13 protein-coding genes are annotated in these 12,924 nt (G+C 58.2%); 7 read left to right on the forward strand and 6 right to left on the reverse strand.

Annotation, left to right across the window (positions count from 1 at the left end; genetic code table 11):
* Positions 1-170, forward strand: a 170-nt coding sequence (locus tag AXW11_RS02945) for a thymidylate synthase (protein ID WP_286791797.1), incomplete at its 5' end; no start/stop codon positions are given.
* A gap of 441 nt (positions 171-611) precedes the next feature.
* Positions 612-1,127, forward strand: coding sequence for a dihydrofolate reductase (locus AXW11_RS02950; RefSeq protein ID WP_036203793.1), 516 nt, complete (start codon positions 612-614; stop codon positions 1,125-1,127).
* Positions 1,128-1,144: 17 nt separating this feature from the next.
* On the opposite strand, the gene AXW11_RS02955 is transcribed toward AXW11_RS02950, so the two are convergent.
* Complete coding sequence (locus AXW11_RS02955; RefSeq protein ID WP_036205678.1) at positions 1,145-2,659, reverse strand: DEAD/DEAH box helicase; 1,515 nt, start codon at positions 2,657-2,659, stop codon at positions 1,145-1,147.
* Between the two features lie 198 nt (positions 2,660-2,857).
* Between AXW11_RS02955 and AXW11_RS02960 the strand changes: the two genes are divergently transcribed.
* Positions 2,858-3,646 carry an acyl-CoA thioesterase gene (locus AXW11_RS02960; protein ID WP_041333413.1) on the forward strand — a complete coding sequence of 263 codons (789 nt, stop codon included), beginning with the start codon at positions 2,858-2,860 and terminating at the stop codon, positions 3,644-3,646.
* A gap of 19 nt (positions 3,647-3,665) precedes the next feature.
* Here the strand turns inward: AXW11_RS02960 and AXW11_RS02965 are convergent, their stop codons facing one another.
* A complete protein-coding gene (locus tag AXW11_RS02965) occupies positions 3,666-4,565 on the reverse strand; it encodes a haloalkane dehalogenase (RefSeq protein ID WP_091644116.1) in 900 nt (299 codons plus the stop codon).
* A gap of 508 nt (positions 4,566-5,073) precedes the next feature.
* A complete protein-coding gene (locus AXW11_RS02970) occupies positions 5,074-5,418 on the reverse strand; it encodes a hypothetical protein (protein WP_041333415.1) in 345 nt (114 codons plus the stop codon).
* Positions 5,419-5,568: 150 nt separating this feature from the next.
* On the opposite strand from AXW11_RS02970, the gene AXW11_RS02975 reads away from it, so the two are divergent.
* The gene (locus AXW11_RS02975) at positions 5,569-6,684 is read left to right on the forward strand and encodes an AI-2E family transporter (RefSeq protein ID WP_041333416.1); all 1,116 of its coding nucleotides are present in this window, start codon (positions 5,569-5,571) and stop codon (positions 6,682-6,684) included.
* Positions 6,685-6,765: 81 nt separating this feature from the next.
* Positions 6,766-7,191, forward strand: coding sequence for a peptidoglycan-binding domain-containing protein (locus AXW11_RS02980; protein WP_041333418.1), 426 nt, complete (start codon positions 6,766-6,768; stop codon positions 7,189-7,191).
* Positions 7,192-7,259: 68 nt separating this feature from the next.
* On the opposite strand, the gene ilvD is transcribed toward AXW11_RS02980, so the two are convergent.
* Positions 7,260-9,095 carry a dihydroxy-acid dehydratase gene (ilvD, locus tag AXW11_RS02985; RefSeq protein ID WP_041333419.1) on the reverse strand — a complete coding sequence of 612 codons (1,836 nt, stop codon included), beginning with the start codon at positions 9,093-9,095 and terminating at the stop codon, positions 7,260-7,262.
* Between the two features lie 145 nt (positions 9,096-9,240).
* Between ilvD and AXW11_RS02990 the strand changes: the two genes are divergently transcribed.
* A complete protein-coding gene (locus AXW11_RS02990; RefSeq protein WP_036203812.1) occupies positions 9,241-10,497 on the forward strand; it encodes an HDOD domain-containing protein in 1,257 nt (418 codons plus the stop codon).
* A 56-nt stretch (positions 10,498-10,553) separates the two neighbouring features.
* The gene (locus AXW11_RS02995; RefSeq protein WP_082040521.1) at positions 10,554-11,132 is read left to right on the forward strand and encodes an LON peptidase substrate-binding domain-containing protein; all 579 of its coding nucleotides are present in this window, start codon (positions 10,554-10,556) and stop codon (positions 11,130-11,132) included.
* Between the two features lie 10 nt (positions 11,133-11,142).
* On the opposite strand, the gene AXW11_RS03000 is transcribed toward AXW11_RS02995, so the two are convergent.
* Together AXW11_RS03000 and AXW11_RS03005 are read right to left on the reverse strand one after the other, a co-directional pair.
* Positions 11,143-12,597: a bifunctional DedA family/phosphatase PAP2 family protein gene (locus AXW11_RS03000; RefSeq protein WP_091644119.1), complete on the reverse strand. Its 1,455-nt coding sequence runs from the start codon at positions 12,595-12,597 to the stop codon at positions 11,143-11,145.
* Positions 12,594-12,924 (reverse strand): GGDEF domain-containing protein (locus AXW11_RS03005; protein WP_286791796.1); only part of this gene is annotated, 331 nt, incomplete at its 5' end. The genes AXW11_RS03000 and AXW11_RS03005, both read right to left, overlap by 4 nt.

The raw sequence follows: 12,924 nt of genomic DNA on the forward strand, positions 1-12,924 counted from the left end.
ACCACCTGACCGACGACATCGTGTTCGAGCAGTTGAAGCGGGAGCCACGGGCGTTGCCAAAGCTGGTGATCAAGCGTAAGCCTTCATCGATCTTCGAGTACGAGCTGGAGGATTTCGAGTTTGACGGGTATGAGCCGCATCCTGGGATTAAGGCACCCATTGCTATTTGATCTCTAGCTGGGCCTGGCCCTTTTATTTTGGTGCCTGCAGAACAGCGTGTGGGGACTTTCGAAAAACGCCTCGAGACGTCCGTGTGCGGCTTGGGCTCCGCCTTCCATGGCTCCGCACATTTTCGAAAGTCCCCACACGCTGCCCTGCGACCGAATAGCAGAGTTCGATTATCTGAAAGGGTTGGTCAGGTTGAGTGTTCGCGATGATTCGAGATTTGCTACTGCTCTGCATTGAAGTAATTGTGGATCGACCATCTGTATGGCCGAATCGCAATAGGGCGGGATAATCTGTCCAAAAATGTGCGGAGCCATGGATGGCGGAGCCCAAGCCGCGCATGGATGCCTTGAGGCGTTTTTTGGACAGATTATCTCGCCCTATTGCAGCCCCCAAGTCCCGAGGGCCCGGGATCCGGAGCTCCCAATCAAGAGGATAAACAAACAATGAGAAAAGCTCTAATAGTAGCCATGTCCCGCAACCGGGTCATCGGCCGTAACAACAAGCTGCCGTGGTACTTGCCGGGCGATCTCAGGTACTTCAAGCAAGCCACCATGGGAAAACCCATCATCATGGGCCGGAAAACCTGGGATTCCATTGGTAGACCCTTGCCCGGGCGAATGAACGTGGTGATTTCACGGAATCCGGAATGGGAGGCACCCGCCGGAACGGTTGCGGCAGAATCATTGGAAGACGCATTGGTCAAAGCCGAAGCACAGGCCGAGATTGAAGGCGGAGATGAAGTCATGATCATCGGCGGTGGGCAGATCTACGCCGAAGCGCTGCCGATGGTGGATCGGATCTACGTCACCCAGGTGCACGCCGAGGTAGAGGGAGACGCCTTCTTTCCGGAAGTAAACTGGGATGAGTGGGAAGAGCTCGGACGGGAGGATTTCTCCGCGTCCGATAATAACCCTTACGACTACAGCTTCGTCGTCTACCAGCGCCCAAGTCAGCCTTGAGCGCCTAAGTCAGCAGGTCAGCCCTGACGGGGTGGGCGTTTACCAGAAGGCTTGCCACCCTTGCCGGGAGGCTTGCCCTTCGGGCCTGGGCCACCGCGGCCCTTGGGGCCCTTCTTGAATCCTGGCTTGAACCCGCCTGGCTTACCGCCCGGACGGCCACCTTTACGGTCACGACGTGGCGGAGCGGTGGCAGAAACCACCGGCAATGCTTCCGGCTGTTCCAGGGGCAGTGAGCCCGGCTGGGATGCCTCCAGATAGCAAGCCAGCGCACCAGCAACCATCGCAATGTCCATGTCGTTGCGTTCGGCAATTTCATCGAGCAACGCCATCGCCTTGCCCAGCTTGCCATCTTCAGCAAAGCCCAGAAGTTGTGATTCAAACTGCTCTTCGCGCATCTTCTTCAGAGCGTTGGGCGAGGGCAGTTCATAGGATTCCATCGGCGAATTGGTGGCGCGCTCAAGCGTGCGCAGCCAACTACGCTCACGAGGCGTGACCAGCAGAATCGCCTTGCCTTCACGACCGGCACGGCCGGTGCGGCCAACCCGGTGAATGTAGGCTTCGGTGTCGTAAGGCACGTCGTAGTTGATTACGTGAGTAATGCGGGGGACATCAAGGCCGCGGGCCGCAACATCGGTTGCCACGATGATGTCTTTCTTGCCGCGCTTGAGGTCTTCCACTGTCTGCTCACGCTGGCGCTGGTTCAGGTCACCGTTCAGCGGCGCTACGGCATGGCCGCGTGCGGATAGTTTTTCAGCCAGCAACGTGGTTTCCGCTTTCGTCCGCACAAAAATAATGGCGGCGTCGAGCGGTTCCACTTCCAGAATGCGGGTCAATGCGTCCAGTTTGCGTTCGGCATACACTGGCAGCACAAACTGCGAAATGCGTTCAACCGTGCGGGTCTCGCTCTCGATTTTCACTTCCGTGGCGTCGCGCAAATAGGTCTGGGCGACCTTCTTGATCTGCGGCGGCATGGTTGCCGAGAACAACGCGCGTTGGCAGTTGTCCGGGGTCTTTGCCAGGATCGCTTCCACGTCGTCTATGAAACCCATGCGCAGCATTTCGTCGGCTTCGTCCAGTACCAGCGCCTTGAGGCTGTCCAGCTTCAGTGTGCCCTTGCGGAGGTGATCCAGCATTCGGCCAGGGGTGCCCACAATCACCTGGGCGCCGCGACGCAGGCCCTTGATCTGAGGGAAAAAGTCCTGGCCGCCATAGATAGGCAGTACATGAAAGTTGCGGAACTTGCTGGCATAGGTGGTAAACGCCTCGGCCACCTGGATGGCCAGTTCCCGCGTGGGTGCCAGAACCAGAATCTGTGGTTCCATAACAGACGCGTCGATCCGGCTCAGCAAAGGCAGCGCAAAGGCGGCGGTTTTACCGGTACCCGTTTGGGCAACACCCAGTAAGTGTTTGCCAGCCAACAGCGCAGGGATCGTCTGGGCCTGTATGGGAGAGGGCTTTTCATAGCCAACGGCGGCAACTGCTTCAAGGACAGCGGGATCCAGGCCGAGGTCGGCAAAAGACAATTCAGACATTAATTTACTCAGAATTCGGAGGGTAGGGCATTGCAATGCAATGCGTGTTATGGCGGGGATTATAACTGGTTTGTTGTGTCTTTAACACGGCTAATGCTGTTAGTGCTGTAGGTAGTTGCCGGCGATGACGGTTGCGTTGCGGGGGGAACTTCGGCAATCTCCCGGTTGTTTCGGATAGGATGCTAATGAGGCAGGCTGATGAATTTTGACGAATTGATGGAAAAGACCGCCAGCGGTGGGAGCGTTACTATCCCGACGACCTGGGCTCAGGGGCGCGCTTCTTTTGGCGGCCTGATTGCCGCCCTGGTATTTGACCGGATGGCCCAGGTGGTAGCCCCGGGACGCCCCATGCGTTCAATGCAGGTGTCCTTTGTGGGCCCGGTAACGCCGGATGAGCCAGCGACAGTCGAGGCTGAAATTCTGCGGGAAGGCAAGGCCGTCAGCCAGGTTATGGGGCGCATTGTCCAGGGCGGAGAGCCGAAGCTGGTGGCGCTGGCGAGCTTTGGTGGCGATAGGGAGTCGGCAGTGGCGGTTGAGCCACTCGTTGCTCCAGAGGCGAGGGCCGTTGGGGATTGCCAGGCATTGCCCTACATCAAGGGCGTGACCCCGGAGTTTACCCAGCACATTGAAATGCGCTGGGCGTTCGGAGGCATGCCTTTCAGCGGTATCGGCGGTCGCGAGATGGGCGGGTGGATGCAGTTCAGGGAGGCGCCAGAAGCCATTACCGATGCTCATATTGTGGCGCTCGTTGACGCCTGGCCGCCTGCCGTGCTGCCACACCTGAAATCGCCGGCGCCAGCCAGTTCCCTGAGTTGGGCGTTGGATATCATGCATCCGAGGCCAAAAATCGGGCCGGATGACTGGTTGCTGTATCGCGCCACCATTGATCAGGCCGGTGCCGGGTACGGCCATACTCAGGCCGGTATCTGGACAAGCCGTGGTGAGCTGATGGCGACTAGCCGCCAGACGGTGACGGTGTTCGGGTAGCAATCAGGACATGGCGGCTTCAGGCCGCCATTTCAGACTTGCAGGCGTCGATGATGATGCGGGCGAAGTCGTCCGGGGAGTCTTCCTGCAGGAAGTGGCCACCGCGTAAGGTGATGTGCGGCTGGCCATGGGCGCCGGGAATGCGGCGTTGCATGTAGCGGTCTCCACCCCGGGTAATGGGGTCGCCGCTACTGAAGCAGGTAATAAACGGCTTTTTCCAGGTTTCCAGAATGCGCCAGGCCGCCTTGTTGGCATCGCTTGAGGGGTCTTCGGCGGAAACGGGGACCAGTTTCGGGAATGCACGGGCACCTGCCTTGAATTCTGCAGATGGGAAAGGTGCTTCATAGGCTGCGATTTCGGCCTTGCTCAAGGCCCTTTCCGTTCCAAGCTGAACAATCCGTCCGACTGGAAACCACGGGCTGTGGGTGGCAAAGGTTTTCCACAGCGTGAATACGGCAGGCACTGGGGTGTCCCCCGTCGGCAGCATGCCGTTGCCGACAATGATCCGGCGGAAGAGTTGAGGGTGTTCGGCCGCCAGTCGCAGGCCCAGGAGTGACCCCCAGTTCTGGCAGACCAGAGTGATGTTCTTCAGGCCCTGAGCCTTAAGCCACTCGGACAGCCACGCCATGTGGCGTTCGTAACTGTAGTCGCTTACATTGGCTGGCTTATCGGATTTACCGAACCCGATCAGGTCGGGAGCCAGTACCCGATGCCCCGCTTCTGCCACCAGTGGGATCATGTGACGATAAAGGTACGACCACGATGGCTCGCCGTGCAGCATCAGCACGGGCGATGCGTCCCTCGGGCCTTCGTCTACATAGTGCATTCTCAGGCCTGGCTCTACGTCCAGATAATGAGGGGAAAAAGGGTAATCCGGAAGACCTGCGAAGCGGGCTTCATCGGTTCTCAGAATACGCATGCCATCGACTGTCCTGACTGAGTGGTTGCGTGGCTGGTGTTACTGCAGCCTTCAGGAATCAGGATAAATCAGATGGGAATTTTGTGTGTTTGGTTTACGTAACAGTGCGTTGACTGTTTGAATCAGGATGCTTTGCTGAAGAGTTCGTCTGGGTCGTCAAGCCGCGCCAATGCTGCGTCGCAGCAATTCAGAGCACCACAGTCGTCTGCCGAGCATAAGGCAAGTGTCTGACAGTGGTCGTTATGGGGCCGCATTTCTTCGTTGCGGAAAATTCGGCTCCGGGACAGGGTGGAGCGACAATGCCCGCACAGTAAAGTGGGTACGGCACTGCTCTCTGAAGCGATGGCGTTGTAATGTTCTGTTTGTTGCATAAATAAACCTCCATTAGCTCCAACGTAAGGGCGAACTGTGACAATTCAAAGTCAGTTCAACGAGAAATAGGGCAAGAACTACGAAAGAATGCCCGAAAGGGCTCATTTGTCAGGACGACTTCATTATCAGGACGGTTTCAATGATCCGGGTCGGCAACCGGGCGACGGTTCGAGCGTTTGTCCTCCCAGTCCAGGGATTTCGGGTCGTACCAGCCGATTCTGTCGAGGACCTTTTCCCGTGTGGCAGGCGACAGCGTTGGCCACAGCTCCTGAAAGTCTTCCAGTCCCTGCTCCCGTTGGCGTGCCTGTTTACTCTGCAAACGCCGCAGGATCTGCGGCAACTGCAGGGCTTCGCCCAACTGGCCCGGTATCAGTACTTCCTGGCCCATCACTTTGCGGCGGTGCGTTCTGGCTGCCAGCACACGATTGAGAGCAGCGACCGCATCCAGCGCCGTTTCAATATCAAACTCTTCGTTATCCAATGTCGCGACCTGTTTAACGAATGACCAATAACCGTCCACTATAACCTGAAAGTCGCTAGACTGGCCACGATGGCGTGGTAGTCTAGGCCCATTCAGATCCGCAGCCCACCTACTGTGAGACGACGACACCCAGGTTCAGGGAATTTCACTATGTACGGAAAACTCGAGACACGGACCTTTCTGGCCATGCTGGTTGGGGTTTCCCTGGCGTTCATTCTGCTGATGAAGCCTTTTTTTGGCCCTATTTTCTGGGCCGTGGCCATTGCGCTGATCTTTCATCCGGTTCGAGAGTACCTGGCCCGGCGGTTGGGCGACCGTCCCAATACCATTGCCCTGCTAACGCTACTGATCTGCATGGTGATCGTGGTCATACCGGTGCTGGCGTTGGTGACGTCGCTGGTGGCAGAGGGGTTGTCCCTCTATCAGCGAATCCAGGAAGGGCAACTACGCCCCGGCGACTACATCGACAGGGTTATCCAGTCGTTTCCGGCCATTGAGTCGTTTTTCGCCCAGTTTGGTTTGGACTTCGCAGAGGTGAGGGATCGCGTGGTCAGCGGCTTCGTGGGGGGCAGTCAGTTTCTGGCGAAACAGGCGCTCGGTTTTGGGCAGAATACGTTTCAGTTCTTTCTGGGGCTGGCGCTGATGATCTACCTGGCGTTTTTCCTTCTCCGTGATGGCAGCAAACTGGTGGATCTGTTGATTCGTGCGCTGCCGCTGGGGGACGAACGTGAGCGTCTGTTGTTTGCCAAGTTTGCAGAGGTCACGCGGGCCACGGTCAAGGGCAACTTGTTGATCGCCGTTATCCAGGGCGCGCTTGGGGGCGGTATTTTCTGGCTTCTGGGTATTCAGGGTGCGCTGCTCTGGGGGGTGGTGATGGCGATTGTGTCCCTGCTTCCCGCCGTTGGCGCGGCGTTGGTCTGGGTTCCTGCGGCTCTCTACCTGGCCGCGACAGGGGAGATGGTGTCGGCAATTGTGCTAACGGCGTTCGGGGTGGTCGTGATCGGGCTCGCGGACAATCTGCTCCGGCCTGTTTTCGTTGGCCGGGATACCAAACTGCCAGACTACATCGTTTTGCTCTCTACCCTGGGTGGGATAGTGATGTTCGGCATCAATGGATTTGTGATGGGGCCATTGGTCGCGGCTCTGTTCATGGCGTTCTGGGGTATTTTCATACGCGAGTTTGGGGAATCGAATGAGGCCCCGTCAGTGAATGTGTCTGTCCCCGCTACAGAATCACAACAATCGGACCGGTCCGACGGTGCTTAGAATATGTTAGTCTTTCGTCGTAATGTCCATCCTGTAGGGACTGGCAACACAATAAAAAACGACAGGTAACTGGAGTAGATCATGGCTAGGCAGATATTCACTCACGTCCGTATATTGGCTGCTGTCTTCGTGGGGGCAATGGCTCTGGCGTTGGCGCCCGTTGTGTCAGCAAACGATACCGTGGCGCTTAAGAATGCCCTTTATGCGGCGGGTTATGACATCAACAATGTCAGTCCGCAAATGGACGACACCACTCGCTCGGCGTTGACCGCGTTTCAAAAGGATCAGGGTTTGAACGCCTCTGGTGTACTTGATGACGCCACCAAGAAAGCGCTGGGTATGGTTCACGTTCAGGTCGCGGCGGCTGGGTCGTCCGGCAACGCCGGAGCGTCACAGGATTCAGGCACTTCCAGCGCGGCCGCCGAGCCGGAAAGAGAAAAGTCGGCGGAGCAGGCGCAAGAGGATGATATAGAAGAAGATGACGACGGTGGCTGGTCCTTCTTCTAGGCCCTGATAACCGTTTTTCCTGCCTGAATTCGGGCCCGGGGTAGTCGCTACCCCGGGCCCGCGTGCGTTTAGCCTAATTTTTCCAGGTTTCTGACCGCGCCCTTGTCGGCGCTGGTTGCCAGCAACGCATAAGCCTTCAGCGCTGCCGAGACTTTGCGCGGCCGCGACAATTCGGGCTTCCAGCCTTTCTCATCCCGCTCCTCACGTCGCCGATCGAGTTCGTTCTGGTCTATCTCCACGTTGATGGACCGGTTGGGAATGTCGATACGGATCAGGTCACCGTTCTCGATCAACCCAATGGCGCCACCTGCAGCCGCTTCAGGGGAGGCATGGCCAATGGAAAGGCCTGAGGTGCCACCGGAGAAGCGGCCGTCAGTCAGCAGGGCACACTCTTTACCCAGCCCCTTGGACTTCAGGTAACTGGTGGGATAGAGCATTTCCTGCATACCGGGGCCGCCCTGAGGGCCTTCGTAGCGAATAATGACCACCTCTCCAGGCTGGACCTCGTCGTTGAGGATGCCTTCGACCGCGGTATCCTGGCTTTCGAATACTCGTGCCTTGCCTTCAAAGACGTAGATGCTTTCGTCCACGCCGGCCGTCTTGACCACGCAGCCGTCCAGGGCAATATTGCCGAAGAGAACCGCCAGGCCGCCTTCAGATGAGTAGGCATTTTCAACGGAACGAATACAGCCTGCCTCGCGGTCGCCATCAAGGGAGGGCCAGCGGGTGCTTTGGCTGAAGGCGGTCTGAGTGGGAATGCCGGCAGGACCGGCCTTGTAGAATTCGACCACTTCAGGGGTGGGCTCCTGCATGATGTCCCAGGTTTTCAGGGCCTCGCGCATGGTTCTGCTGTGTACGGTTGGCAGGTCGGTGTTGATCAGTCCGCCCCGTTCCAGTTCGCCAAGGATGCCCATGATGCCGCCAGCGCGATGAACGTCCTCCATATGATACTTGGGGGAATTCGGCGCCACCTTGCAAAGTTGGGGTACCCGGCGGGACAACAGGTCAATTTCGTTGAGGGTGAACGGCACGCCGCCCTCCTGGGCCGCAGCCAGCAAATGCAGGATGGTGTTGGTGGAGCCGCCCATGGCGATGTCCATCACCATGGCGTTCTCGAACGCTTCCATGGAGGCAATGCTCAGAGGCAGCACGCTGGCGTCGTCATCCTCGTAATAGCGGCGGGCATTCTCCACAATCTGTCTTCCGGCTTTCAGGAACAGGGCTTCGCGGTCCGAGTGGGTAGCGAGCATTGAGCCGTTCCCGGGCAAAGCCAGGCCAATGGCTTCGGTGAGGCAGTTCATGGAGTTGGCTGTAAACATGCCGGAACAGGAGCCGCAGGTGGGGCAGGCGCTGCGTTCGTACTCTGCGACGGTTTCGTCATCCGCATTCGGGTCGGCAGCGATGACCATGGCATCCACCAGGTCGAGTTTGTGCTCCGAGAGTTTGGTCTTGCCAGCTTCCATGGGGCCACCGGAGACGAAAATGGCGGGAATGTTCAGGCGCATGGCGGCCATCAGCATGCCCGGGGTGATCTTGTCGCAGTTAGAGATGCAGACCAGGGCATCAGCGCAGTGGGCGTTGACCATGTATTCCACGGAGTCAGCGATGATCTCGCGGGAAGGTAGGGAGTACAGCATCCCGTCATGCCCCATCGCAATGCCGTCGTCCACGGCAATGGTGTTGAATTCCTTGGCAACGCCGCCGGCTTGCTCGATTTCCCGGCAGACCAACTGCCCCAGATCCTTGAGGTGTACATGGCCGGGAACGAACTGAGTAAAGGAATTGGCAACGGCGATGATGGGTTTGCCAAAGTCTTCATTCTTCATGCCGGTGGCGCGCCAAAGAGCACGTGCGCCAGCCATATTGCGGCCTGCGGTAGATGTCCGCGAACGATACTGGGGCATGGTTGTCTGGTCTCTCTTCTTTAACTGGGTCGGAAAATGGAACGCAAGAGGATACCAGATTACCCCTTGATCGCATGGTTGTTTTGGGATTCCGCGCTTACAATGTGTAACAGAACGAACGAATAACTGATCGAGGAGTAGTCCTATGGCTGGCCAGGAAAGCCTGCCTCTGCGTCGTCTCAAGCAGTTTCAACCCTTGAACCGGTTGACGGATGACCAGTTGGTTTTGCTCGCAAGTCGGGCGGAAAGAAGAACCCACGGCCCGGGCCAGCGAGTGGTAGAGCGCGGCGTGCGGGATGGCCTGGACATATTCCTGATCCACGGCAGTGTAGAGCTGGAGTCGATTGACGGCCGCAAGTCCACCATCGAGGCCGATACCGACAAGGCCATTAACCCCATTGCCCGGCTGCAACCCCGGATGTACAACGTGACCGCCATCAAGGCGAGCGAGTTCCTGGTTATTCAGCAGGACATCCTCAACCAGCTATTGCGGGCCGCACCCGTGCCCCAGGTGGAAATGGATTCCGGTGACGGGGCTGGCGACGAGGGTAGCGAAGAGCACCATCTGCTGATGGAGTTTTATGCCGAGCTGCGCTCCAATCAACTGACCCTGCCAAGCGTGCCGGATGTGGCCTGGAAAGTGCGCAGAACCGTAGACCGGGAAGATTCCACGGCGGATCAGGTTGCCAGTGCCATCTCGGCGGACCCGTCGATGGCTGCGAAACTGGTTCGAGCCTGCAACAGTCCCCTGTACCGTGGATTCAGTGATGTTCGCAACGTTCGCGAGGCGGTTATCCGGTTGGGCATGCGTACCACGCGCCAATTGGTTACGGTGTTTTCGATGCGCGAGGTGTTCAAAACCAAACAGGCATCGCTGCAAAAGGAAATGGACAAACTCTGGCGCCATTCCCGTGAGATGGCCGCCCTGTGTTGGGTGCTTGCGGATAGTGCTACCTCCATCAACCCGGAAGAGGCGTTGCTCGCAGGGCTGTTGCACGATATCGGAGTCGTGCCGGTGCTGGTGCAGGCGGAGCATCACGTCAATCTGTTTGCCGATCAGGCCAATCTTGAGCATGCCATTGGCGAGCTCAGGGCCGATGTGGGAACCGCAATCCTGGAAAGCTGGTCGTTCCCTAATGGCTTTCTGGAGGCGACAAGGCATGCGGAGGACTGGGGGTATGAGTGCCGGGAATCCTCACCCCAGCTGGTGGACATCGTGATTGTCGCCCAGTTGCATGCGATGATTGGGTCCAGTCAGAACGGGTCTCTGCCACCGTTTGACGAGGTGCCTGCCTATCGCCGTCTTGGTGAGCTTGAGCTGAACGCGTCCCGAAGCCTGCAGCTACTGACGGAAGCCCGTGCAAGGGTGGACGAAGTCCATCGCCTGCTTTCAATTCATTGAGGATATGACAGGGTCGTCATTCCTCCGGAGCTAGTTTACTGGTGACAATACCAACAATGAATGTACCCCTTTTCCCGCTGAACTCTGTAGTGCTGCCCGGTGGACGGATTCCCCTGCAGCTGTTCGAGCCCAGATACATCGATATGCTCACCCGTTGCCTCAAGGAGGATCGGGGATTTGTAGTCGTGCTGCTTCGGGAAGGTCTGGAAACGGGCAAGTCGGTGGCTTTCTACGATATCGGCACCTATGTTCGCATTATTGATTTCCAGCAGATGGATAACGGTTTGCTGGGTATTACCGTTGAAGGCAAGGATAAGGTAACGGTGGTACGTTCCTGGCAGCAGCCGGACGGACTGAATATCGGGGATGTGGAATGCCTGCTGGCGGAGGAGCAAACGCCTGTTCCTGAGCGTTTCGCGGAACTCCCCTCGGTGTTGAAAGCGTTGTTTCGCCATCCGGTCGTCCGGGAACTGGATATGGACGTAGACTACGACGACGCCAGGGATGTGGGGTGGCGGTTGACCGAATTACTGCCGCTGGACAAGCAGGAAAAGCAGCGGCTGGTGGAGCTCCAGGCGCCCCTGGAGCGCCTGGAGCGTCTGCTGGGGTTGCTGGAAGCACTGGAAGAAAGCTGAATAATGGTTGCTACGGAGCGGTGACACTGTAGAGCACAACCGCGTTTGACCATTGTGTCGTTACATACCAGGCCACGAAGGCGAGCCATCCCCACCCCGCAATCAATAGCGTTCCATCCCTTGCCAGTGGGACGTTGTCGTAGCGGCTATAGCTGGCCCTTACGAACCCGCAGATCGAGAGCCCGAGAAACACCCCCGCCACCACATCGGTAAACCAGTGAACGCCCAGATAAAGTCTGCTTAGCGCCCCAAGGATAATGGGAATACTGAAAAGCAGGTAGTAGCGCCAGCGTCTGATATTCCGACTTTCCCTGGCGATAAAGCTTGCTGCCAGGGTAGAAAGAACGGTGACGCCGGTGGCGTGGCCGCTGGGGAAAGCGCCCGAATCCGGAGGTCCGAAGACAACGTCCGGCCGAGGTATGGCGGTCAGGTATTTGAAGCCCCAGACCAACACAGTCGTGAGCAGTGCTGCTCCCGCCACATGGATGGCGGCGGCGTAGTAACCACGAAAGTAAAGGGCCAGAGCGCTCAACGCCGCTGCTGCCAGCAGTACCGGTGGGTCCCCGAGAAGCGTCAGCAGGATCATTACCGGGTCCAGAAGCGGGGTCCGCAACTGAGAAAACCACTGAAGGGTCAGCTCATCAAACGGCGCCAGCAGTTGGGTGGCGATGGCCAGTTGGCCCCAAATCATAAACAGAGCCCCGGCTCCCAGTGCCAACGACAATGAGGGTAGCGGGAACTCGCCGGCCTGCGCGGGTCGCTGGCTGGTATACAGGCGCCAGAAGCGGTGGGTCGAATCGTAGCGGGCCGTGAGGCGCGACAACCACAGGTAGAGCTGGCTGCCATGCCCAAGACCTAACTGGAAGCGGAAAAGCAACAGGTAAATCACCAGCAGTATTGCGGCACTGATTGCGATCACAGGGTAAAAGTGAGCGGGTGGTTCGAATTCGCTGGCCAGGGCGCTACCAACCAGATACCCCGGCAATACATAGACTGGTGCCCAGGCCACTGCCGATGACAGGTTGAAGGCCAGGAACCGTCGCCACGGCATCAGAAATGCGCCGGCGATGAGCGGAATGATTGGTCGAATCGGGCCCACAAAGCGTCCGATAACGACGCTTTTACCGCCGTGACGATGGAAGAAAGCCTCGCCTTTGCCGATAAATCCCGGGAAACGATTCAGTGGCCAAAGCCTGTCCAGGCGTCCCTGAAACAGTCTGCCGAGGGCGAAGCTGATGCCGTCGCCAGCAACGGCTCCGGCGCCGGCCCACAGCAGGACTTCGGCCACCGGTATGGCCACCTGGCCAGCCAGCACCGCCACGGCGAACAGGATGGCAACCCCGGGGATCAGGATGCCCGCAAAGGCTAGGGACTCGAGGAATGCTGTGAGGAACAGCGCCGCTGACAGCCAGCCCGGGTTGGTTGCCAGCCAGTCGGTCAGTGACTGTAGCCACTCCGGTATCATGATGGGCGAACATCTCCCTGGCTGTACCAGACCGAATCGGCACCACGTTTACGGGCTTCCTCCAATGCATGCCTAACCCGTTTTCGCAGGTCCGCCGTGCGGATGTCGGTACTGGCGCGAGTGGTGCAGCCAAGGCTGACAGTCACTTTTCCGGCCAGAGGCCAGTTCTGTTCCGCGATGGTCCGCCGAATTCGTTCGGCGATGACGCGTACGCCTTCTTCCGGTGTGAAGGGCAGGATCAGGAAAAACTCGCCGTCTTCAAGCGTGTAAAGGGTGTCGCCAGCACGGATAACGTCAAACAGGTGCTGGGTGAGGTCCCTGAGCAGT

Origin of the sequence: Marinobacter sp. Hex_13 (assembly GCF_001566815.1) — a bacterium.
GTDB classification, from domain to species: domain Bacteria; phylum Pseudomonadota; class Gammaproteobacteria; order Pseudomonadales; family Oleiphilaceae; genus Marinobacter; species Marinobacter salarius.